The 22827-nt window shown below is 68.9% G+C and carries 19 protein-coding genes and 1 riboswitch; of the genes, 9 read left to right on the forward strand and 10 right to left on the reverse strand.

Annotated elements, in window-relative coordinates:
- The first annotated feature begins 115 nt into the window (after positions 1-115).
- The 3 genes from AC6CH2_RS10190 to AC6CH2_RS10200 all read left to right on the forward strand — a co-directional run bounded on the left by AC6CH2_RS10190 (position 116) and on the right by AC6CH2_RS10200 (position 5128).
- Positions 116-1492, forward strand: a complete 1377-nt coding sequence (locus AC6CH2_RS10190; RefSeq protein WP_498269153.1) for a dicarboxylate/amino acid:cation symporter — start codon at positions 116-118, stop codon at positions 1490-1492.
- Between the two features lie 324 nt (positions 1493-1816).
- Positions 1817-3817, forward strand: coding sequence for a transketolase (gene tkt, locus AC6CH2_RS10195; RefSeq protein WP_498269154.1), 2001 nt, complete (start codon positions 1817-1819; stop codon positions 3815-3817).
- Positions 3818-3994: 177 nt separating this feature from the next.
- Positions 3995-5128 carry an acyltransferase family protein gene (locus AC6CH2_RS10200; protein ID WP_498269155.1) on the forward strand — a complete coding sequence of 378 codons (1134 nt, stop codon included), beginning with the start codon at positions 3995-3997 and terminating at the stop codon, positions 5126-5128.
- An 854-nt stretch (positions 5129-5982) separates the two neighbouring features.
- Here AC6CH2_RS10200 and AC6CH2_RS10205 read toward each other — a convergent pair.
- Positions 5983-8070 carry an acetyl-CoA hydrolase/transferase C-terminal domain-containing protein gene (locus tag AC6CH2_RS10205; protein WP_498269156.1) on the reverse strand — a complete coding sequence of 696 codons (2088 nt, stop codon included), beginning with the start codon at positions 8068-8070 and terminating at the stop codon, positions 5983-5985.
- An 84-nt stretch (positions 8071-8154) separates the two neighbouring features.
- Here AC6CH2_RS10205 and AC6CH2_RS10210 point away from each other — a divergent pair, with 84 nt between their 5' ends.
- Together AC6CH2_RS10210 and AC6CH2_RS10215 are read left to right on the forward strand one after the other, a co-directional pair.
- Positions 8155-8526 carry a BlaI/MecI/CopY family transcriptional regulator gene (locus tag AC6CH2_RS10210; protein ID WP_498269157.1) on the forward strand — a complete coding sequence of 124 codons (372 nt, stop codon included), beginning with the start codon at positions 8155-8157 and terminating at the stop codon, positions 8524-8526.
- Between the two features lie 81 nt (positions 8527-8607).
- Complete coding sequence (locus AC6CH2_RS10215) at positions 8608-9792, forward strand: M56 family metallopeptidase (protein ID WP_498269158.1); 1185 nt, start codon at positions 8608-8610, stop codon at positions 9790-9792.
- A 61-nt stretch (positions 9793-9853) separates the two neighbouring features.
- Here AC6CH2_RS10215 and AC6CH2_RS10220 read toward each other — a convergent pair whose 3' ends face one another.
- The 6 genes from AC6CH2_RS10220 to AC6CH2_RS10245 all read right to left on the reverse strand — a co-directional run bounded on the left by AC6CH2_RS10220 (position 9854) and on the right by AC6CH2_RS10245 (position 14741).
- Positions 9854-10549, reverse strand: coding sequence for a molybdenum ABC transporter ATP-binding protein (locus AC6CH2_RS10220; protein ID WP_498269159.1), 696 nt, complete (start codon positions 10547-10549; stop codon positions 9854-9856).
- Positions 10546-11238, reverse strand: coding sequence for a molybdate ABC transporter permease subunit (gene modB, locus AC6CH2_RS10225; protein ID WP_498269160.1), 693 nt, complete (start codon positions 11236-11238; stop codon positions 10546-10548). Before modB ends, AC6CH2_RS10220 begins: the two co-directional genes overlap by 4 nt.
- A gap of 10 nt (positions 11239-11248) precedes the next feature.
- The gene (modA, locus tag AC6CH2_RS10230; RefSeq protein WP_498269161.1) at positions 11249-12055 is read right to left on the reverse strand and encodes a molybdate ABC transporter substrate-binding protein; all 807 of its coding nucleotides are present in this window, start codon (positions 12053-12055) and stop codon (positions 11249-11251) included.
- A 77-nt stretch (positions 12056-12132) separates the two neighbouring features.
- A complete protein-coding gene (locus AC6CH2_RS10235) occupies positions 12133-13005 on the reverse strand; it encodes an MBL fold metallo-hydrolase (RefSeq protein ID WP_498269162.1) in 873 nt (290 codons plus the stop codon).
- Between the two features lie 50 nt (positions 13006-13055).
- Positions 13056-13865 carry a S1/P1 nuclease gene (locus tag AC6CH2_RS10240; RefSeq protein WP_498269522.1) on the reverse strand — a complete coding sequence of 270 codons (810 nt, stop codon included), beginning with the start codon at positions 13863-13865 and terminating at the stop codon, positions 13056-13058.
- 252 nt (positions 13866-14117) lie between these two features.
- Entirely contained in the window at positions 14118-14741 is a 624-nt protein-coding gene (locus AC6CH2_RS10245) for an OmpW/AlkL family protein (protein WP_498269163.1), read from the reverse strand.
- A 354-nt stretch (positions 14742-15095) separates the two neighbouring features.
- On the opposite strand from AC6CH2_RS10245, the gene gap reads away from it, so the two are divergent.
- A complete protein-coding gene (gap, locus tag AC6CH2_RS10250; RefSeq protein ID WP_498269164.1) occupies positions 15096-16100 on the forward strand; it encodes a type I glyceraldehyde-3-phosphate dehydrogenase in 1005 nt (334 codons plus the stop codon).
- Between the two features lie 193 nt (positions 16101-16293).
- On the opposite strand, the gene metE is transcribed toward gap, so the two are convergent.
- Positions 16294-18576, reverse strand: coding sequence for a 5-methyltetrahydropteroyltriglutamate--homocysteine S-methyltransferase (metE, locus tag AC6CH2_RS10255; RefSeq protein ID WP_498269165.1), 2283 nt, complete (start codon positions 18574-18576; stop codon positions 16294-16296).
- Positions 18577-18779: 203 nt separating this feature from the next.
- Positions 18780-18985, reverse strand: a riboswitch (cobalamin riboswitch).
- Between the two features lie 20 nt (positions 18986-19005).
- Here metE and AC6CH2_RS10260 point away from each other — a divergent pair.
- The 3 genes from AC6CH2_RS10260 (at position 19006) to AC6CH2_RS10270 (ending at position 20988) form a co-directional block, all read left to right on the forward strand.
- The gene (locus AC6CH2_RS10260) at positions 19006-19206 is read left to right on the forward strand and encodes a hypothetical protein (protein WP_498269166.1); all 201 of its coding nucleotides are present in this window, start codon (positions 19006-19008) and stop codon (positions 19204-19206) included.
- Between the two features lie 96 nt (positions 19207-19302).
- Positions 19303-20427, forward strand: coding sequence for a COG3904 family protein (locus tag AC6CH2_RS10265; RefSeq protein WP_498269167.1), 1125 nt, complete (start codon positions 19303-19305; stop codon positions 20425-20427).
- 99 nt (positions 20428-20526) lie between these two features.
- Positions 20527-20988, forward strand: coding sequence for a TonB-dependent receptor domain-containing protein (locus AC6CH2_RS10270; RefSeq protein ID WP_498269168.1), 462 nt, complete (start codon positions 20527-20529; stop codon positions 20986-20988).
- A 46-nt stretch (positions 20989-21034) separates the two neighbouring features.
- Here the strand turns inward: AC6CH2_RS10270 and AC6CH2_RS10275 are convergent, their stop codons facing one another.
- Positions 21035-22081 (reverse strand): aldo/keto reductase, encoded by a 1047-nt coding sequence (locus AC6CH2_RS10275; RefSeq protein WP_498269169.1) that lies wholly within the window; start codon positions 22079-22081, stop codon positions 21035-21037.
- A gap of 164 nt (positions 22082-22245) precedes the next feature.
- Entirely contained in the window at positions 22246-22617 is a 372-nt protein-coding gene (locus AC6CH2_RS10280; RefSeq protein WP_498269170.1) for an acyl-CoA thioesterase, read from the reverse strand.
- Between the last annotated feature and the right edge of the window lie 210 nt (positions 22618-22827).

Here is a 22827-nt window from a genome sequence, read left to right on the forward strand (position 1 = left end):
CGGGCCATGCGATGCGTTCGCGGCGGCCCACAGGGCCCCGCCACCACGGCCGCGGCCCGGCAGCCGCCGCGAGCCCCTGGTGTATCCTGCCCGCTGTTTGGGCCAGGCCGGATTCATGAGCGAAAACCTTAACGCGCGCAAGCCGATGCCGTTGCATTGGAAGATGGCGATCGGCTTCCTCGCGGGCCTCGTCCTCGGTCTCATCGTCTACGCCGCCGGCATCGGCAGCGTGACCTACGCGCAATGGGCCGGCCACGCCTGTCCGGCCGCCACCGGCGCCGACGTCGCCTGGCAGTGCCGCCCGCTGCTCAAGCTGCTCACCGAAACCGTCACCGGCCCGGCCGGCGAAATCTTCCTGCGCCTGATCTTCATGCTGGTGATCCCGCTGCTGTTCTCGGCGCTGGTCATGGGCGTGAGCGAGATGGGCGACATCCGTTCGTTCGGCCGGGTCGGCTGGCGCACGCTCGGCCTGACCGTGCTGATGTCGGCGCTCGCGGTGATCCTCGGCCTGCTGATGGTCAACCTGTTCCAGCCCGGCGCCGGCGTCGATCCGGCCCAGGCGCAACTGCTGATGAGCGAGAACGCCGAGCGCGCGCAGAGCATCGTCCAGGGCAGCGCCAACGCGCCCAAGGGCATCCAGATGCTGGTCTCGATCGTGCCCAGCAACGTCATCCAGGCCGCCGCCGACGACGCCATCCTCGCGGTGATGTTCTTCGCCCTGATGGTCGGCGTGGGCATGGTGCTGACCCGCTCCAAGGCGGTGGACACCCTGCGCGAGGGCATCCAGGGGCTGTTCGATATTTCCATGACCCTGATCGGCCTGGTCATCAAGCTGGCGCCGTACGCGGTGTTCTGCTTCATGTTCAACCTGGCCTCGGCGTTCGGCTGGGACCTGCTGTTCAAGCTCGCCAAGTACGTCGCGGTGGTCGTCGCCGCGCTCGCCATCCATCTGTTCGTGGTGTACTCGCTGGCGCTGAAGTTCATCGGCGGGCGTTCGCCGGTGGCCTTCTTCAAGGGCGTGCAGGAGGCGATGGTGCTCGCGTTCTCGACCGCATCGAGCAACGCCACCTTGCCGACTGCGCTGCGCGTGGCCGAAGACGGGCTGCAGCTGCCCCGGCGGGTGTCGCGCTTCGTGCTGACCGTCGGCGCGACCGCCAACCAGAACGGCACCGCCCTGTTCGAGGGCGTCACGGTGATCTTCCTGGCCCAGTTCTTCGGCGTCGACCTGAGCCTGGGCCAGCAGGTGATGGTGATGCTGGTCTGCATCCTCGGCGGCATCGGCACCGCCGGCGTGCCCTCGGGCTCGCTGCCGGTGGTGGCGATGATCTGCGCCATGGTCGGGGTGCCTGCCGAGGGCATCGGCCTGATCCTCGGCGTCAATCACTTCCTCGACATGTGCCGGACCACGCTCAACGTCACCGGCGACATCGCCATCGCGGCGATGGTGTCGCGCGGCGTCGCCGATCCGCCGGCGGAAAGTCTGTCGGACTGAGGCCGCGGCCTCGAGCGCGCGAAGAACCCGCCTGAACGGCGGGTTTTTCGTTTGTGCGGCACCCGCGCGGGGGCGGGCGCGTTGTGGGACGGCATCGGCGCTCGGTCCCGGCGGCTTCGTGGCGGGGCGCACCGATCGCTTGTGGCGGGCGTGCCGATCCTGTCCGCAGCCCAGGCCCGGCGCGGTTTTCCGCGCCATTGCAAGCCCGGCGCGCGGCGGCGCGCCAGCGCCGCGGGGCGACACGGCGGCGCCGGGATGGGACAATGGCGGCTCTTCGCCGGTCCCGTCGGGAGCGGCTTCCAAGCCCCCAGCATGCAGACTCCCATGACGACGCACAGCCGCCGCGATCTTGCCAACGCCATTCGTTTCCTCGCCATCGACGCGGTGCAGGCCGCCAACTCCGGTCATCCGGGCATGCCGATGGGCATGGCCGACATCGCCGAGGTGCTCTGGAACGATTACCTGACCCACAACCCGAGCAATCCGAAGTGGTTCAACCGCGACCGCTTCATCCTGTCCAACGGACACGGCTCGATGCTGCAGTACGCGCTGCTGCACCTGTCCGGCTACGATCTGTCGATCGAAGACCTCAAGCGCTTCCGCCAGCTCGAGTCCAAGACCCCGGGCCATCCGGAAAACTTCATGACCCCGGGCGTGGAGACCACCACCGGTCCGCTCGGCCAGGGCTTCGCCAACGCGGTCGGCATGGCGCTCGCCGAGAAGCTGCTCGCGCAGCGCTTCAACCGCCCCGAACTGGCCATCGTCGACCACCGCACCTGGGTGTTCATGGGCGACGGCTGCCTGATGGAAGGCATCTCGCACGAAGCCGCATCGCTCGCCGGCACCTGGGGCCTGGGCAAGCTGGTCGCGTTCTGGGACGACAACAAGATCTCCATCGACGGCAACACCGACGGGTGGTTCACCGACGACACTCCGGCGCGCTTCGAGGCCTACGGCTGGCGGGTGATCCGCAACGTCAACGGCCACGACGCGGTCGAGATCAAGACCGCCATCGACACCGCGCTCAAGCACGACGACAAGCCGACCCTGATCTGCTGCCGCACCACTATCGGCTTCGGTTCGCCGGCCAAGGCCGGCAAGGAGTCCTCGCACGGTGCGCCGCTCGGCAAGGACGAGATCGCCGCGACCCGCGCCGCGCTGGAATGGCCCTACGGCGACTTCGAGATTCCCGAAAGCATCTACGACGGCTGGCGTTCGCGCAGCACCGGCCTGGTTCGCGAGGACCAGTGGAACCGACTGTTCGACGCCTATGCCGCGCGTTACCCGGACGAGGCCGCCGAGCTGACCCGCCGTTCGCACGGCGAGCTGCCCGAGGACTTCCTGGCCCAGGCCGACGCCTACATCGCCAAGCTGCAGGCCGACGGCCCGACCATCGCCTCGCGCAAGGCCTCGCAGATGGCGATCGAGACTTTCGCCCCGTTGCTGCCGGAACTGATCGGCGGTTCGGCCGACCTGGCTCATTCCAACCTGACCCTGTGGAAGGGCAGCAAGTCGGTCGCGACCGACGACCCCAACGCCAACTACATCTACTACGGCGTGCGCGAGTTCGCGATGACCGCGATCAGCAACGGCCTGCAGTTGCACGGCGGCTTCATTCCCTACGACGCCACCTTCCTGGTGTTCAGCGACTACGCCCGCAATGCGGTGCGCATGAGCGCGCTGATGGGCGCGCACGCGATCCACGTCTACACCCACGACTCGATCGGTCTCGGCGAGGACGGCCCGACCCACCAGCCGGTCGAGCACCTCGCCTCGCTGCGCTACATCCCGGGCAACGACGTCTGGCGTCCGTGCGACGCGGTCGAGTCGGCGGTGTCGTGGCGCGCGGCGATCCAGCGCAACGACGGCCCGAGCTGCCTGATCTTCTCGCGCCAGAATCTGATGCACCAGCCGCGCAGCGGCGAGCAGGTCAAGCAGATCGCGCTCGGCGGCTACGTGCTGCGCGACAGCGAAGGCACCCCGGACGCGATCCTGATCGCGACCGGTTCGGAAGTCGGCCTCGCCACCCAGGCCGCCGACGCGCTCGGCGCCGAAGGCTTCAAGGTGCGCGTGGTGTCGATGCCGTCGAGCGACGTGTTCGACCGCCAGTCGTTCGAGTACCGCGAGTCGGTGCTGCCCAACGCGGTGCGCAAGCGCGTCGCGATCGAGGCCGGCGTCACCGGTTTCTGGCGCAAGTACGTCGGCCTGGACGGCGACGTGGTCGGCATCGACGGCTTCGGCGCGTCGGCCCCGGCCGAAGCCCTGTTCCCGCACTTCGGCTTCACCGTCGAGCGCGTGGTGGCGGCGGTCAAGAACCTGGGCTGATCGCTGTCGCAGGCCGCGCCGCCGCTGGCGGCGTGGCTCTGCCTCATCGCGATGCACGACGGCGCAGACTGGTAGTGCATCGCGTGCTTCGGCTCGGACCGCTCCGGAATCGAGCCGGATCGGCGCCGGCGGCGATCGCGCCGGCGACTGCCTTTCACCAGCCGTCGAGGCCGCAGCATGGCGCAAGACCTCACTACCGAGTCGCTGCAGCCGCGTCTGCCTCAGCTGGATGCGCTGCGCGGTCTGGCCGCCTTGTACGTGGTGGTCTACCACGTCATGGCGATGGCCGATCCCGATCTGGCCGTGCCTGCGGCGCTGCTGCCGTTCGTCGGCATGGGCGGCACCGGTGTCGCCCTGTTCTTCGTCATGAGCGCATTTTCGTTGTGCCTGACCTGGCCGCGCCACGCCGCCTCGGGCGCGGCGCTGCGCAGCTTCTATCTGAGTCGTTGGTTCCGCATCGCGCCCTTGCTGCTGGTGCTGTTGGCGGTGATGCTGCTCAAGGACCAGTTGCGCGAACCTGCCCGGTACGGCGTCGGCGAGGTCGTCTGGAACGCATCGATGCTGTTCGGCCTGTCCCCGGACTGGCAGTCCGGCATCGTCATGGGCAGTTGGACCATCGGCGTCGAGGTGCTGTTCTATCTGTGGTTCCCGCTGTTCGCCATCTGGGTGCGCGGGCTGCTCGGACAATCGCTGTTGCTTGCGCTCGCGTTCGCCTTGTCGCTGTGGGCGGCCGGCCTGTCGCCACCGTTCGCGCACCTGGGCAGCGTGTACGGTGCGCTGACGCACTGGCCGGTATTCGCCTGGGGTTGCGTCCTGTTCCAGCTTTGGCTGTGCCTGCGCGGCAGGCCCGGGCGCATTCGCCGACCGCTCGGCGTCGCCCTGTTGCTGACCGGCGTGGCCGGCAACGCCTTGCTGTTCTATCGTCTGCTGCCGACGGTGCCTGGGCTGAACGGCTGGAACCAGAGCGCCGTCTTTTACGGCGCGATGTTGCTCGGCCTGTTGCTGGCGAATAATCGGTTGCTGGTGAATCGCGCGACCTGTTTCCTGGGCACGATCAGCTACTCGCTGTATCTCGTGCATCCCTTCGTAGTGTCGCGGCTGTACGGTGTATTCGCCCGGCTATACGGGTATCTGCCGCCGGGCGCGGCGTACGCCGGCTGTGTCGTCATCAGTCTGGCGCTGGCGGTGCCTGCGGCCTGGCTGACTTATCGTTTCGTCGAGAAGCCGGGGATTCGCCTGGGTCATCGGGTGTTCGCGCGCAGCACGGCGGGCAAGCGGGTGCCCCCGGGCGAGACCCAGGGTGCCTACTGACGGCGGCGCCGACGGGAATGTTCTGCTCTTGCTCTGTTCGGCATCGAGTACTGCGAATCCTCCCCCTGTAGGAGCGACGTGAGTCGCGATCGCAGAACGCGCAGAGATAAAGAGCCGTCGTCATTCACCGAAGCGGCGAGCTTTCGCCAGGGTAGGAGCGGCGCAAGCCGCGACCGCGATGCTTCGATCTCGCGCCGCACTCGCAAGGCCACGGAACGCGCAGAGACAACGAGGCCGCCGTCATTCGCCGAGGCGGCGTGGTTTCGCCGGAGTAGGAGCAAGCCGCGACCGCGATGCTTCGATCTCGCGCCGCATTCGCAAGGCCACGGAACGCGCAGAGACAACGAGGCCGTCGTCATTCGCCGAGGCGGCGTGCTTTCGCCAGGGTAGGAGCGGCGCGAGCCGCGACATCCCTGTGGCGGCCTCGCGGCGCATGGCTCTAGACGGACCAAGATCGAACCCGAAGCTTCCGCCACTAAAGCGGCGGGTTACTTTCTTTTGTCTAAAGCGACAAAAGAAAGGTAACCAAAGAAGTTGCTTTGTTTTGAATCACCAGCCCGCACGAGCGATGCCGACGCAGGGATTTTTCATACGGGACATCCCTGTCCCGATGAAAAACGGCACGCATCCTTGCGTGCCGCCCTTCGGGTCTCCGGTTGCCTTCGCGAGTGCGAAGCGACGCACTGCAACAGCAAAATCTTCGCGGCTATGGCTATGGCTACGGCTACGGCTACGGCACAGGCACAGGCACAGGCACAGGCACAGGCACAGGCACAGGCAACGAAACCCGGCTGGACTTGCGGCTCGCAGCGCCTCGATGGGCTGCGCTGGACGCTATGCCCGCGGCAGCGTGCTCAGCGTTGCCCGTCCTGCGCCAGCGCCCACGACAGCAGCCGCGCCTGCAGTTTGTCGCCCAGGCCGGTCGGCTGGTCGAGGCCCATCCGCTGCAGGGCCTCGTGGTCGCGGCCGGATGCGGAGAACAAGGCCCGCAGGATGGTGCGCGCCGTGCCCGCCCGGGTGGTGGTGTGGGCCTTGAGCAGGCCCAGCGCCTTGACCAGGCGTTGCTCGACTTCGGTGAAATCGCTGCCGAGCGGGTAGTCGGGCAGGGTGCCGTCGGCGCGAAACGGGGCGAGCAGGTCGCGTAGCCGTTCCGGTGTGTTGGCGGGGCGTTGCTCAGCTGCCGGCGAAGGCCCGGCGTTCGGGGCCAGCTTGCCGGCGGCGAGGCCGGCTTCGCGCAGGGCGCCGGCGAAGCGTGTGTCGGCGATCGCGCACATCGCCTCGATGCAGTCCTCGTCGGTCTTGCCGCGCAGGTGGGCGATGCCGTACTCGGTGATGTAGATATCGCGCAGGTGCCGCGGGATGGTCGCCTGGGCGTAGTTCCAGACCACGTTGGAGCGTACCGTGCCGGCGCTTTCGCGGGTCGCGCGCAGCATCAGCGCCGAGCGCGCATTCGGCAGCGCATGCGCCATCGCGACGAAGTTGTACTGGCCGCCGACGCCGGAGACTACCCGGCCGTCGTCGAGCGTGTCCGAAACCGCCGCGCCGAGTGCGGTCGCCATCATGCAGCTGTTGAAGAAGCGCGCATCGCGGCGCTGCAGGCGTTCGAGCGTCTCGTTGCCGCCATAAAGTTCGTTGACTTCGCTGATCCTGCGCATGCCGATGCCGCGCCGTTGCTCGTCCGACAAGGTGCGCAACCACTGATAGAAGTCGGGCGAGCCCAGGTAGAAGCCGCCCTGCAGGAATTCGCCCTCCTGATCGAGCCTCGCGCGGTCTTCGGCGCTCGCGCTGCCGTCGTCGAGCCGGCGCATGAGCTCGAGGTCGTCGACGACCTTGCGCCGGATCACGCCGACTTCGACGAGACGCCGAAACCCCTCGTTGATCATCTCGGAACATCCAAAGAGCCCGACGCTAAAGGGTCCAAGCGGCGCAACCGGCGCCTTCGCGTTACGGTCTCCGGCCAGGTCACCCTGCAACGGAGCGGTGTGTCCAAGCGGCGCAACCGGCGCCATCGCGTTACGGTCTCCGGTCAGGTCATTGGCACTGGAAGCGGGTTGACCGAGCGGCGCAACCGCCGTATCCACCTCGACCCCCAACGCCTTCACCACCCGCAAGTACGCCGTGTTGTCGGTATGCCGCAGCACCAGCGCATGGCACAGCGCATCGGCCAGGGTGCCGATGCCGATCTGCAGGGTGCCGCCGTCGCGCACCAGGGTGCTGGCGTAGAAGCCGATCGCGTAGTCGGCATCGGCGACGGGCTGCCGCGGTAGCCCGAACAGTTTCGGATGCGGGCCGGGCGGGGTCACCACCGCGTCGAAGAAGCCGGGATCGACCGCGGCGCTGCCGTCGAGCCAGGGCAGTTGCGGGTCGACCTCGGCGATCAGCACAGGCCGCGGCAGGCCGCGGGCGACGATCGCGTCGACCGCATCGAAGGTCAGGTCGGTATTGCACGACAGGGACAATCGGTTGCCGCCGGGTTCGGCCGCGACTTTCTGCACGATGGCGTTGACGCCGCGGTCGGCGAGGGCACGGGCGACATGGGTGTAGTTGAGGCTGGCATAGCGGCGCTGCGCGGCGACCGCGTTGAGCAGCGCGCCCGATTGCAGATAGAACTCCTCGACCTCGACATGCGCCGGCAAAGCATTGCGCTTGAGCGCCTGCACGTAGCGCAGGCGCGGGAAGTCGTCGCCGAAGTGGCGCTGCGCGAACGGGCCGACGAAGCGTCCTTCCAGGCCCTTGCCGGCCGCGGGCGGGTCCAGGGACAAGGCCGTGTACAGATGCAGGCGGCGCGAGGGATCGCGCTCGGCCCGTTCGTACAGCGCATTGAGCAGCCGGTGCGGCTTGCCCAGACCGAGCGGGGCGCCGACGTGGAGCGGACCGGGCAACCGCTCGTAGAGGAAAGCGATGGCGTCGTCGAGCGAATCGAAGTGGGCGGGATCGGTCATGCGAGCAGTATCGCATTCCCGGAGCGGAGGGCTTGACAGTGCCGTTTACAGACGTAATCTAAATAAAAATTACGGATGTAAACAATGCAGATCAGCGAAGCCGAGTCCCTCGTCATGGACGTGCTGTGGCGCCGGCACCCGTTGTCGGCCGAAGAGGTCATCGCCGCGCTCGCCGACAGCCAGCAATGGCAGGAAGCGACGATCAAGACCTTGCTCAACCGGCTGTTGAACAAGGGCGCGGTGCGCGCCGACAAGGACGGGCGCCGCTATCTGTATACGCCGGTGCTCAAGCGCGAGGACTGGGTGATGGGCGAGAGCCGTAGCCTGTTGGACCGCTTGTTCGGCGGCCGCGTCGCGCCTCTGGTCGCCCACTTCAGCGAACAGCGCAAGCTCAGCCGCAAGGACATTGCCGATCTGCGCAAGCTACTCGACGAGCTCGACGATGATGCGCATTGAATCCGTGCACGGATGCACGCGCGGCGCACGTCGCGGCGCCGCGAAAGCCACGGTCCGTTTCGCCGACTCGGAGAACCGCTCATGACCGTGCCCACCGAGTCGGCGATGTGGCTGCTTGAAACCTCGGCGGCGATGACCCTGGCCTTGCTGCTGGCGCTGGCTTTGCGCCTGCCGCTGCGGCGCGCCTTCGGTGCCGCGGTCGGCTATGCCGCCTGGGCGCTGGTGCCGTTGTCGATGTGCGCGGTGCTGTTGCCGTCCGCGACGCGATCCTTGCCCCTGCCGGTCGCCGGCACGAGCGTCGCGCCGATCCCGCCGCCGCTCCTGCAGGCGACCGCGACGGCGAGCTTCGATCCGCTGCCGTGGCTGCTCGCAATCTGGATGGCCGGCGTCGTCGTCATGGCCGCGGCGACCTGGCGCCAGCAACGGCGTTTCCAGCGTGGGCTCGGCCGCATCGCGCGCCGCGAGGACGGCCTCTATCAATCCGAAGCGATCCTCGGGCTGCCGGCGGCCTTCGGCCTGTTGCGGCCGCGCATCGTGGTGCAGCGCGATTTCGATACGCGTTACTCGAGCGAACAGCAAGCTTTGATCCGTACTCACGAGCGCAGCCACATCCGCAGCGGCGATCTGCACGTCAACGCTTTCGTCGCCCTGCTGCGCTGTCTGTACTGGTTCAACCCGCTGTTGCATTACGCCGCGCGCCGCTTCCGCCACGACCAGGAGCTGGCCTGCGATCTGCGCGTGCTCGTCCGGCATCCGCGCTCGCGGCGCAGCTACGGCGAGGCGATGTTGAAGACCCTGCTGGCGGCGCGTCCCTCGCCGCTGGCCTGCCACTGGGCGCAAGCCCATCCCTTGAAAGAGAGAATCCTCATGCTCAAGCAACCCTTGCCCGCGCCGAAGCGGGTCGGAACCGGCGCCGCCGTGCTCGCTGCGCTCGCCTCGGCCACCGGTTTCGGCGTCTGGGCCGGACAACCCGCTGACGCGCCGAAGACCGAGTCGGTCTACCTCCACTCGGTGCCGGGCGAACCGAAGGTGTCCCTGGCCCTGAGCGACGAGACCCCACGCGCCGTCGCCCGCCGCATCGCCGCTCAGGCCGGCCTGAATCTGGCCAATCCGCAGGCGCTCGGCGACAGCGGCAAGGGCGTCAGCCTACATGTCGATGGCATCCCGGCGCGCAGCGCCCTGGAGCTCGTCGCCGGCGAGTCGGGCATGAAGCCGGTGTTCCAGGGCAACTCGGTCACCTTCATTCCGGTCGACGTCAGGCGTTGACGCCTTGCCGTCGGCGGGCCGTGCTTCCGGAACGCCGCGCGCAGTCCCGCGCACCCGACGCTCACGCGCCGACGGTATACACCTCGTCGGCGATCCGCCGCACTTCCTCGGGATAGTGGCTGACGTAGATCATCGGCAAGGCGCTCTCGTCGCGGACCCGCTGCAGATACGGCAACAACTCGTCGCGGCGATTCATGTCCAGCATCGACAGCGGCTCGTCCAGCAGCAGGATCTGCGGCTGGGACAGCAACGCGCGCCCCAGTGCGACGCGCTGGTTCTCGCCGCCGGACAGACCGGCGGTATCGCGCTCGAGCAAGGGTGCGATGCCGAGCAGATCGACCACGGCGTCGAAGGCGAAGCGCGGCGCGTGCCGCGCTTCGCCGTGCAGGCCGTACGACAGATTGCGGCGCACGTTGAGATGCGGAAACAGGCGCGCGTCCTGGAACACGTAGCCGATGCGGCGGCGGTGCGCCGGCACGTCGATGCCGCGTTCGCTGTCGAACAGGCAACGGCCCGCGATCTCGATGCGTCCGCGCTGCGGCCGCAGCAGCCCGGCCACCGCATACAGCAGCGAGGTCTTGCCGGCGCCCGAAGCGCCGACCAGCGCGATCACGCGATGGCGGCTGCGAATGCTGACGCTGCGTTCGAAGCTGCCGCGGCGCAGGCTGAAGTCGAGCACGTGGACCTCGCCCGCGGACGGATCGCGCGCCGCCGCAACGTTCGCGCTCTGGTTGCGATCGGACAGTGCCTCGTTCATCGGTGGGTCTCGCGTCGCTGGCGCTGCACCAGCCATTCCGAGGCGAACACCGCGGCGAACGAAATCGCCACCGCGACCAGGGCCAGGCGCAGCACGCCGGACTCGCCGCCGGGCACCTGCATCAGGCCGTAGATCGCCGACGACAGGGTCTGGGTTTCGCCGGGGATGTTGGAGACGAAGGTGATCGTTGCGCCGAACTCGCCGAGCGCCTTGGCGAACGACAGCACCGCGCCGGCGACCAGCCCCGGCCAGGCCAGCGGCAGGGTCACGCCGAAGAACACTCGCCAACGGTTGGCGCCGAGGGTCGAGGCGGCTTGCTCGAGGCGCCGGTCGACCGCTTCGATCGACAGCCGGATCGCCCGCACCATCAGCGGAAAGCCCATGATCGCACTGGCCAGGGCGGCGCCGGTCCAGCGGAAGGCGAAACTGAAATGGAGGTACTCCGACAGCAAGCGCCCGATCGCGCCCTGGTGGCCGAACAGGATCAGCAGGGCGTAGCCGGTGACCACCGGCGGCAACACCAGCGGCAGGTACAACAAGGTGTCGAACACCAGCTTGCCGGGGAAACGGGTGCGCGCCAGCAGCCAGCCCATCGCGATGCCGAGCGGCAGGCTGGCGAGGGTCGCGACCGTGGCGACCTTCAGGCTGAGGGCGATCGCGGTGAGTTCGGCGGGACTGAAATCGAACATCTGGATTCGCTCAGTCGAGCGTCGCGAAACCGTGGCGGCGGAAGATCGTCGCCGCGGCTGGCGTCGTCAGCCACTGGGCGAACGCGGCGGCGCGCGGGTGCCGGCTGCCGCCGACGCGGGCGAGCGGATACACGATCGGCGCATGGCTGTCGGCAGGGAAGGTCGCCAGCACCCGCACCTTCGGTTCGGCGCGCGCGTCGCTGGCATAGACCACGCCGAGCGGGGTTTCGCCGCGTGCGACCAGCATCAGCGCGGCGCGCACGTTTTCGGCTTCGGCGACCCGGGGTCGCAGCGCGGCCCACAAGCCGAGCGAGTCGAACGCAGCGCGGGCGTACTTGCCGGCCGGCACGCTGTTGGTCAGGGCCAGGGCGATGCGGCCGTCGCCGAGCAGCGGCCGCAGATCGACGCCGGGCTTCAGCGCGATCGGCCCGGCGCGACTGCTCTGCGGCGCGATCAGCACCAGGCGGTTGCCGAGCAGATTGCGGCGGCTGGCGGCGTCGATGAGCTTGCGTCGCTGCAGGTAGTCCATCCAGTCCAGGTCGGCCGAGACGAACACGTCGGCCGGCGCGCCCTGCTCGATCTGGCGGGCGAGGACGGAACTGGCGGCGTAGGACACCCGCACCGATTGCCCGCTGGCCTTGGTGTACGCGGCCGCGGCTTCGTCGAGCGATTCCTTGAGGCTGGCGGCGGCGAACACGGTGATCGGCGCGGCGCCTTCGGCCGCCTTGGGCGCGCGCTGCGCCGGAGCGGCGCCGGCGGCGAACGCGAAGCCGAGCGCGCACAGGGCGCCCAGCCAGCGGCGACGGATCGGATTCATTGCGGACCTGTCGGGTGGGAGTCGGGGCGAGAGTAGCGCGAAGCCGGTCGAATCGCTTCGGAGCCGGTCGAATCGCCTCATAACCGGTCGAGCGGAAGTTTCAGGTAGCGCACGCCGTTGGCTTCGGGCTCGGGCAGGGCGCCGGCGCGCAGGTTGACCTGCAGCGCCGGCAGGATCAGCGCCGGTACCTGCAGCCCGGCGTCGCGCTGTTCGCGCAAGGCGACGAACTCGGCCTCGCTGATATCGGCGCGGACGTGGATGTTGCTGCGCTTGTGTTCGCCGAGCGTGGTTTCGCAGGCCGGCTCGCGCCCGGGCTTGCCGTAGTCGTGGCAAACGAATACACGCGTGGTATCGGGCAGCCGGTACAGCGCCTGGATCGACCGGTACAGCATGGCGGCGCTGCCGCCGGGGAAGTCGCAGCGCGCGGTGCCGCTGTCGGGCATGAACAGCGAGTCGCCGGCGAACAAGGCATCGCCGATCAGATAGGCGAGACTGTCGCGGGTGTGGCCGGGCACCGGGATCGTCCGTGCCTGCAGCGCGCCGATGGCGAAGCCTTCGTCGTCGTCGAACAGATGGTCGAAGGCCGGGACGGCGTCGGTCTCGGCCAGGTTGAACAGCGGCGCGAACACGCGCCGGACCTCGCCGATGCGGCGGCCGATCGCGATCCGCGGCGGCGCCGCGCCGCCGGCGGCGATCGTCTCGCGCAGCGCATGGGCGGCGCTGAGATGGTCGGCATGGGCGTGGGTTTCCAGCAGCCAGTCGATCCGCAGGCCTTGGCGCGCGGCTGCGTCGAGCAGGGCTTGCGCGCTGCCCAGGCCGGTGCGGCCCGAGTGCGCGTCGTAGTCGAGCACCGGGTCGACGATGGCCGCCGCGCGCGTCGCCGGATCGGCGACGAGATACGACCAGGTGCCGGTGTCGCGATGATGGAAGGGCAGGACCTGCGGCGACATGCGGTGACTCCTGGCGGGACGGCTCCGGCGGCCTGGGACGAAGGCCGGCCTCAGCGATGCGCGAGCGCGGCGTTGAGCACGCCGGCCAGGTGCGCGCCGCCGAGCCGCAACTGAGTTTCCGCCACCGGGCGCCAGGTTTCCACATAGGCCGGTTCGAGCGTATGGCCGGTCGGGTAGAAGCCCGGCTGCAGCACGATCCGGCACGAGGCTTCGGCCCAGGCGGGCGCGGCCGGCGGCAGGCCGAGCCTGCCCGCGGCCGGCGCCGGCGTCTGCCGCAGGCGCTGGAGATAGGCCTCGTCGCTGCGCTTGCTCATCGACAGCATCTTGCTGTCCCACAGCGAATGCAGGTTGGTGCCGTAGCCGTCGCGGGGTACGGACTCGCCGCGGATCTGCAACTGGTAGTCGTTGCCGCCCTTGTCGTGGCCGAAGCCGGCATGCAGCGGCTGGTGCACGTCGCCGACGAAATGGACCACGAACTTCAAGGCCTGCAGGCGTCGCTCGCGCGGCTGATTGCGGTCGGCGAGGATCGCGGTCTGGGCGCGGATCGCCTCGACCACGCAGTTGCCGCCGGGGCAATCGCGCGCGGCCTCGTAGCGGCAGTCGTCCTCGGCGAGGTTGACGTAGTGCCACTTGGCGCTGCGCTTGCCGAGTTCGGGATCGTTGGCGCGCAGGTCGTCGGCCCAGTTGGCGATGCCGGGCAAGCTCGGGTCGGCTTCGCCTTTCAGCAGGCCGGCGATCTCGGCGCGCACGTCGGGGCGCAGATCGTCCCAGGCCAGGGCGGCGACCAGGCGGTGTCCCTGAGGGCCCCAGGCCAGGCTGTTGAGCGGCAGCAAAAGCAGCAGCGCCGAATAGCGGCGCAGCGATGCGGAGAGGGAATGCGGACGGGTCGAAGTCATGGCGTCCACTTTACCGGAGCGCTCGATCGCGGCCGCTGTCCGAATATGGCGAGGCGCGTGCGGACCGCGGTCGGACGACATCGGTCGGCACGAGCCGCGAACGGTCGCGGGCGCCGCGGCGCGCCGGACCGACGCGGCGTTCGGACCGGCGGGGTCGACGCCATTGCGATCGCGGCCGGCCCGGCCCGCCGCGATCGCCAGGCAGCGGAGGGCTGCTTAGAACTTCATCACGTAGGCCAGACCGAACACGGTCGGGTCGATGGTGGCCTTGCCGATCTTCTGGTCGTTCAGCTCGACGTCGGTCTGGATGTCGATCCAGCGTGCATCCACCCGGATCGAGCTGCGCTCGGTCAGGATGAAGTCGACGCCGACATGAGCCGCCACGCCGACCGAGTCGTCCAGCTTGAGGCGGGTGCCGCGCAGCGCGCCGGTGGTCTTCTCGCTGAAGAAGGTGGTGTAGTTGACGCCCAGGCCGACGAAGGGCGAGACCACGCCGCGGCTGTTCCAGTGGTATTGCAGGGAGAAGGTCGGCGGCAGGTGCTTGGTCGTGCCGACCTTGCCGACGCCCTTGATATCGATGTCGTGCTTGAACGGCGTGGCGGCGAGCACCTCGATGCCGAGGTTGTCGCGGATGAAGTATTCGAAGGTGATGGTGGGCTGGACGTTGTCGCCGATTTCCAGCTCGGCCGCTCCGCCCAGCACGCTGCCGTTGTCGGACTTCGGATTGACCTGGTGGGCGCCGATGCCCAGGGTGAAGTTGCCGGTCTGCTGGGCGAGCGCCGGCTGAGCCGCGCAGGCCAGGGTGGCGGCGAAGATGCCGCCGATCAGTCGCTGATTCATTCCTTGAGTCCCCTGTGAGGTCGTGGAGAGACCGAAGTCTGCAGGTTTGCTGAACAGGAGTCTGTCCGCACCGCACTCTAAATACGCCGCAGAAAGGCAAACCTAGACCTGCGTTCCAGTCTTGTCGCTGCGTGGCGTACGGCCGGCAATCCGGGCTGCGCGGAGCCCCCGGGGGACGCCGCCGAGCCGCCGCTGCCGGCGCCCGCCGCCGCCATGCGGTCGCCTGCGCCTGGCAGGGGCCGAACAGGCCGGCGCAGCCGGCGCACAGGGCGCCGGACTGCGACCCCGCGCCCGCCTTGCTAGAATGGGAGTTTCCCCACTTGACCCGCCCGGGCGGCTGCAGGAGTTACCTCAATGACGATCAAGGTAGGCATCAACGGCTTCGGCCGCATCGGACGCAACGTCCTGCGCGCGGCCGTGCAGAATTTCGGCGACGACATCGAGATCGTGGCCATCAACGATCTGCTCGAGCCCGACTACCTGGCCTACATGCTGCAGTACGACTCGGTCCACGGCCGCTTCAAGGGCGAGGTCAAGGTCGAAGGCAACACCCTGATCGTCAACGGCAAGCAGATCCGCCTGACCCAGGAACGCGACCCGGCCAACCTCAAGTGGGACGAGGTCGGCGCCGAGGTGGTGATCGAATCGACCGGCCTGTTCCTCGACAAGGCCACCGCGCAGAAGCATCTCGACGCGGGCGCCAAGAAGGTCGTGCTGTCGGCGCCGTCGAAGGACGAGACGCCGATGTTCGTCTACGGCGTCAACGACAAGACCTACAAGGGCGAGGCCATCGTCTCCAACGCCTCGTGCACGACCAACTGCCTGGCCCCGCTGGCCAAGGTGCTCAACGACAAGTGGGGCATCAAGCGCGGCCTGATGACCACCGTGCACGCCGCCACCGCGACCCAGAAGACCGTCGACGGCCCGAGCAACAAGGACTGGCGCGGCGGCCGCGGCATCCTGGAGAACATCATCCCGTCGAGCACCGGCGCGGCCAAGGCGGTCGGCGTGGTGATCCCGGAGCTCAACAAGAAGCTCACCGGCATGTCGTTCCGCGTGCCGACCTCGGACGTGTCGGTGGTCGACCTGACCGTGGAACTGGTCAAGGACGCGACCTACGCCGAGATCTGCGCGGAAATGAAGGCGCAGAGCGAAGGCGCGCTGAAGGGCGTGCTGGGCTACACCGAAGACAAGGTCGTGGCGACCGATTTCCGCGGCGACGCGCGCACCTCGATCTTCGACGCCGAAGCCGGCATCGCCCTGGACGGCACCTTCGTCAAGCTGGTCAGCTGGTACGACAACGAATGGGGTTACTCGAACAAGTGCCTCGAAATGGTCAAGGTCGTCGCCGGCAAGTAAGCGGCGGTTTCCCGATCGACGAAGAAGCCCCGCGATCGCGGGGCTTTTTTGTTGGGGCCCGTTGCCTCGTCAGCCCACTGCCGGGCAGGCCCTGTAGGCGTGAACGCCCTGCTCGGTCGCGTGTCCTTCTCGGCCTCAGGCAAACCCCCGGATCTCCGTCCCGGGGTCCATCTGGCCCGGGCGAACGCGCGGCTCAGTCGACCTCGACGGCGACCCGCTCGCGCAGTCCGCGTGCCGACTGCACCATCGCGCGCAAGGCCGAGCGCACCTCCGGCCAGCCGCGGGTCTTCAGCCCGCAATCCGGGTTGACCCACAGCTGCGCCGGGTCGAGCACATCGAGCGCCTTGTCGAGCAGATCGCGCATCTCGGTCTCGCTGGGCACGCGCGGCGAATGAATGTCGTAGACGCCCGGGCCGATGCCGTTCGGATAGCGGTAGCGCACGAACGCATCCAGCAGCTCCATGCGCGAGCGCGAGGTCTCGATCGAAATCACGTCGGCGTCCAGCGCGGCCACCGCCTCGATGATGTCGTTGAACTCGGCGTAGCACATGTGGGTGTGGATCTGGGTCGCATCGCCGACGCCGCTGGCGGCGAGGCGGAAGCTCTCGCCGGCCCAGGCCAGGTAGGCCGGCCAATCGGCGCGGCGCAACGGCAGGCCTTCGCGCAACGCCGGTTCGTCGATCTGGACGATGGCGATGCCGGCCGCTTCCAGGTCCAGCACTTCCTGGCGCAGCGCCAGGGCGATCTGCCGGCAGCTGTCGGCGCGCGGCTGGTCGTCGCGGACGAACGACCACTGCAGGATCGTCACCGGCCCGGTCAGCATGCCTTTCACCGGTCGCTCGGTTTGCGCCTGCGCATATCGGGTCCAGTCGACGGTCATCGGCCGCGGCCGGACCACGTCGCCGAACAGCACCGGCGGCTTGACGCAGCGCGAGCCGTAGCTCTGCACCCAGCCGTGGGCGGTGAAGGCGAAGCCCTCGAGTTGCTCGCCGAAGTACTCGACCATGTCGTTGCGTTCGAACTCGCCGTGCACCAGCACGTCGATGCCCAGGGCCTCCTGCTCGCGCAGGCAGAGCCGGGTTTCGTTCTCGAGGAAGCTGCGGTAGGCCGCGTCGTCGATCTTGCCGGCCTTGTGCTCGGCGCGCGCGCGCCGCACTTCGGCGGTTTGAGGGAACGAGCCGATGGTGGTGGTCGGGAACAGCGGCAGGCCGAGGCGTCGCGCCTGCACCTGCGCGCGCTGCGGGTAGGGCGAAGCGCGCCGGGTCATCGCCGGTTCGACCGCGGCCAGGCGCTTGCGCACCTCGGCATTGCGCAGCAGCGGCGAGGCCAAGCGCGCGGCGCGCGCGCTGGCGGCGGTGGCGAGGTCGCGGTTGGCGTCGGCGCTGCCGGCGAGCGCATCGGCGAGCAGGCGCAGTTCCTCGATCTTCTGCCGCGCATAGGCCATCCAGTGGCGCAGCGGCGCCGGCAGCTTGCGCTCGAGCTCCAGGTCGGTCGGCACGTGCAGCAGCGAGCACGACGGCGCCAGCCATCGCGCGCGGTCGCCGGCGCGGCGGGCGAGGCTCAGCGCGGCATCGAGGTCGGCGCGCCAGATGTTGCGGCCGTCGACCACGCCGAGGCTGAGCACGCGATCGTCCGGCAGCAGCGGCAGCACGCTTTCCAACTGCTGCGGCGCGCGCACCAGGTCGACGTGCAAGCCCTGCACCGGCAGGCGCGCGGCGAGCGCGGCATTGTCGCCGAGGCCGCCGAAGTAGGGGGTCAGCAGCCGCTTCGGCGCGTCGGCATCGGCCAGCGCGGCGTAGGCGCGGCGGTAGGCATCGCGATCGGCGTCGTCGAGATCGAGTACCAGCGCCGGCTCATCGAGCTGCACCCACTCGGCGCCGGCGGCCTTGAGCCTGGCCAGCAGCTCGGCATAGGCCGGCAGCAGGACATCGAGCAGCTCGCGCGGGTCGCCGCCGTCGCTGCGCTTGCCGAGCTTGAGGAACGACACCGGGCCGAGCAGGACCGGCCGCGCCTCGATGCCGAGCGCGCGCGCCTGCGCCAGCTCGGCCAGCGGCTTGTCGCCGCGCAGGGCGAAGCGTTGGCCGGGCTCGAACCGCGGCACCAGATAGTGGTAGTTGGTGTCGAACCACTTGGTCATCTCGAGCGCGCGCAGGTCGCGGCGGCCGTCCTGCAGGCCGCGGGCGAGGGCGAAATAGCCGCCGAGGGGGTTCTCGTCGTAGACCTCGCGGTACGGCGCGGGGATCGCGTCGAACAGCACGGCGGTGTCGAGGACGTGGTCGTAGAGGGAAAAATCGTTGCACGGCACGACGTCTGCGCCGGCTTGCCGGGCGAGGCGCCAGTGGCGTTCGCGCAGGTCGTGGGCGGTGTGGTGCAGCGCCTGGGCCGGCGTGTCGCCCTTCCAGAACGATTCCAGGGCCAGCTTGAGTTCGCGCCGCGCGCCTATGCGCGGGAAGCCGAGATGGGTGACGCTGATCATGATGAGTACCTGCGATGCGTGGGCATGACGCAGGGCAACGAAGGAGACCACGGCTGCGCCGCCCGACGCTCGCGCGCCCGGCCTCGCCGCAACCTTGGTGTCGACCTTCGCCCCCGCGGGCGAACCGGCGCGCACGACGCGGCCCGCGCCGGGGCCGGCCCGGACGCAGCGCCGGCGCCTCGCGGGCCGGAGTCGGACGGAAGGCGTGCCTTCCGGTCATGGCAGGTCTTCGGGCTTGGGGCACGGAGCACGAGGCGCCTCCTACTGTCCGTCGCTTCCCGGGATCGCTCCCAGTGTCTGACGAAGTTCGTTCCCTATACCGCTGCGGGGCAGCTCCGGAATTGGACTGGCGTCCGTACCGGATTCCCTCTAACCGCCGCCGGCGCGAACCGGTGGCGATTTGTCGCATCGCTTCATCTGCATGAAGCGATGTTCACCATCACGCCGCCAAGCTACGCAGCGCGCCGGACGAAGTCAATCGCCACGATCGCGATGCGTGGACCCGGTTTGCGATTTGTGGCCGCTGCCGCCGGCGTCGCCGCGGACGGTGATCCCCCGGCTGCCGTTCATGCGTCGCCGACGATGATGGGCACGTCGACGACCGTGAATGCCGTGACCTCCTGCCGTTGAGCTTCGCGGGCGCCGGGGCTAACGTTCGAGGTGCGGCGACGATGCGCGGCGCGGGACCAGGACGGCCCGCGCGATCCCGAATCCGATGGGTGGACCATGCTTTTCAGAAGGACGTTTGCGCTGACCTTGTGCCTGCTCGGACTGGCGGCTTGCGGGAGGGATTCCGCCGCGCCGCCGCCGGCGGCCGCCGAGCCGGTCACCATGGGCAGCCAGAACGAATCGCCGAAGGTCGCCGCCGCGGCCGCGCCGAGCGAGACCGACATCCTGCAGGGCACGTACTGGCCGCCGGCCAGGCTCGACGGCGGCGTGGCCAGGATCAGCTGCGAATACGACTACCCGCGCTTCGGCGACGGCAAAGCGCTGACCTCGCTCGACTTCTTCAGCCTGGTCGACGCGCTGTCGCCGTGCCGGTCCAGCGGCGTGGTGCGCCTGCATTACCAGGGCAAGATCGGCGCCGGCTTCACCGCGCTGGTGCAGCGCGTCGCCGCGATGGCCACGCGCATGGAAATCCAGACCCGGATCCTCGACATCGACTCCAGCGGCGGCCATGTCGAGGAAGCGATCCGCGCCGGCGACTCGATCGCCGAGTCGGGCTGGGCGATCTGGGTGCGCGAGGAATCGGTCTGTCATAGCGCCTGCGTGCTGGTGCTGGCCGCCGGCGATACCCGCTCGATCGAGGGCAAGGTCGGCATCCACCGGCTGATGCGCGACCGCTCGACCGCGACCTCGCGCGCCGAACTCAGCCGCGAGCTCAAGGCGATCAACCAGCAGGTGCGCGACTACCTGGAGCGCAACGGCGTCGCCACCGGCGTCGCCGACCTGATGATGACGATCGCCAACCGCGACCTGCGCGTGCTTACCGAAAACGAGTTGAAACAATTCGGCCTCGACGGCACCAACGCCGCCCAGGACGACCTCGACCGCATCCGCCTGACCCGCAAGTGCGGCGAGAACTTCGTCCGCCGCCGCGAAGCCTTCCGCCGCGATTTCGACGCCCAGTGCATGGCCACCGGCAAGAATTTCGCTTCCATGCCGGAGTGCGCGAAGGCCTTGCAGCAGCAGTTCGGGTTCCCCGACCAGACCTGTCCCTCCGACAGCCCGGCCGACCTGTACGCCCGCGACCTGCGGCGCCTGCCGCTGCCCGGCGACGAGGCGGCCGGCGGCGACGCGCCGGCCACCGCGGGCGCGTCGAAGAAGCGTTCCGACAAGAGCGCCCAATAACCGCGTCGATCGAGGAGACGACCGCAACGGTGTCGCAGCGAGACCGAGCGCGAACACATCAAGACCAGCGACCCGGTCGACCCGAACCGGCAGCTCGGCGTGGACACCCAGCGCACCCGCGGCGCCGAACTCGGCTTCGCCGCCTCGTTGCTGCAGCGGCGCCCGGACCTGTACGCCGGCTATGCGTATCTCGACGGCGAGATCAGCAAGTCCAACAACGTCGCCAACGGCGTTTCCTTGCAAGGGCGCACCTCGGCGTTGACGCCGCGCCACAGCGCCTCGGTCTATGCCGAGTACCTGCTCGGACGCGGCATCAGCGTCGGCGGCCTGGTCCAGCACGTATCGATGCAGTACGCGGCACCGACCAATCTGAGCGTGCTGCCGGCGTTCACCCGCTTCGACTTCAATCTGCGCTATCGCAGCGGTCCCTGGGATTGGCGCCTGCGCCTGGAGAACGCGTTCGACCAGCGCTATTTCAGCTCCGCCCACGGTTCGGTCGACGGCTTCAACGCGCCGGGCGCGCCGCGCACGCTGAGCCTGACGGCCGATTACCGCTTCTGATTGCCGAATCGGCGCCGCGGCCGGCTTCGGCCGCGGCGCCGGCGACTCACCAGCGGCGTTCGATCCGCGCACCGCCGAACATCACTTGTCGGATGCCGGGCAGGGCCAGGAAATCGTGCGGAAACCCGAGCGGAACCACGCTGGCCTCGTCGAGGCGGCGCGATTGCGCGTCGTCGAACTCGACCTCGAGCGCGCCGAGATTCTCCTGCAGCTGCGCCAGGGTGCGCGCGCCGATCACCGGCGCCACGCCGCCGGGCCGGCGCAACAGCCACGCCAGGGCGACCTGCGCCGCCGGCCGTTCCAGCTCGGCCGCGACCGCCTTGACCGTTTCGGCGATGTCCAGCGCGCGCTCGGTCAACGCGCCGTTGCCGATCGCCACCGCGCGACGGCCTTCGGCGTTGCCGGCATCGAGGTCTGCGCGCGTGTACTTGCCGGTCAGCACGCCCGAGGCCAACGGCGACCAGGCGGTGACGCCGAGGCCGAGCTCGGCCGCCATCGGCAGCAGTTCGCGCTCGCTGTCGCGCTGGGCCAGGCTGTACTCGGTCTGCAGGGCGACCAGCGGCGACCAGCCGCGCAGCTCGGCCAGGGTCTGCATGCGCGCGGCCTGCCAGGCCGGCAGGTCCGACACGCCCGCATACAGCACCTTGCCAGCGCGGACCAGGTCGTCGAAGCCGCGCATCACTTCCTCGACCGGCGTGGTCGCGTCCCAGGCGTGCAGATACAGCAGGTCGATGTAGTCGCTGCCGAGCCGGCGCAGGCTGGCCTCGACCGACTGGCGCAGGTTCTTGCGGTGGTTGCCGCCGGCGTTGGGGTCGCCGGGGTTCATGCACAGCGAGAACTTGGTCGCGATGACCAGCGCGTCCCGGCGGCCGCGGGCGAACTCGCCGATCAGCCGTTCCGAACTGCCGCCGGTGTAGAGGTTGGCGGTGTCGATGAAGTTGCCGCCGCGCTCGAGATAGGCATCGAACACGCTGCGCGCTTCGTCGGTATCGCTGCCCCAGCCCCAGTCGTTGCCGAAAGTCATGGTGCCGAGGCAGAGCGGGCTGACGCGCAGGCCGGAGCGGCCCAGAGTGCGGTAATCGTCCAGACGCATAAGGTGGTTCCATTGGAGGGAGCCACGAGTCTAGGCAGCGCGGTGCCGAGGAAATATCCGCAACTTGCTTTGGTGAAGTTGCGGCCGATGCCGGGGGAGGCATGCGGCCGTGCCGCCGATAACGGCGCGATTGGGCGCCGGCACCGCGTCGAAGCGATGGGACCTCAGCGCTGCAGTGGCGGCACCGGCGTGGGCTTGCCGTCGCTGTCGAGCGCGATCATGGTGAAGCGGCCGCGGGTGGCGAGCTGCGATTCGCCCGAAAGCAGGTCTTCCTTGTGCATTTCGACTTCGACCTGCATCGAGGTGCGGCCGGTCTCGACCACGCGCGCGATCAATTCGACCAACGCGCCCTTCGGCACGGCGGTATGGAAATCGAGCTGCTCCGAACGCGCGGTCACCACGGTGCTCCGGGCATAGCGCGAGGCGGCGATGAAGGCGGCCTTGTCCATCCACGCCAGCGCCTGCCCGCCGAACAGCGTGCCCAGGTGGTTGGTGTGGTCGGGGAAGACGATTTCGGTCATGCGCGCTTCGATCATGGGTGAGGCCTGTTCAAGAGGAACGAGTTCAAAGGAACGAGTAACGGTAGAGAGCGGCGGTTTCGCTCGTTATTCGTTCCTCCGCACTCGTTCCTGCTTCAAAACGCTTCGTCGAAGGCCACTTCGCCCTGCACGCCGATCCGATAGCTCGAGACGACGAGCCCACGGCCAAGCCTGTTCAAGGGAACCGGTGCAGATTCAAGAGGAACG

The sequence above is a fragment of the Lysobacter sp. GQ73 genome, from assembly GCF_059758755.1.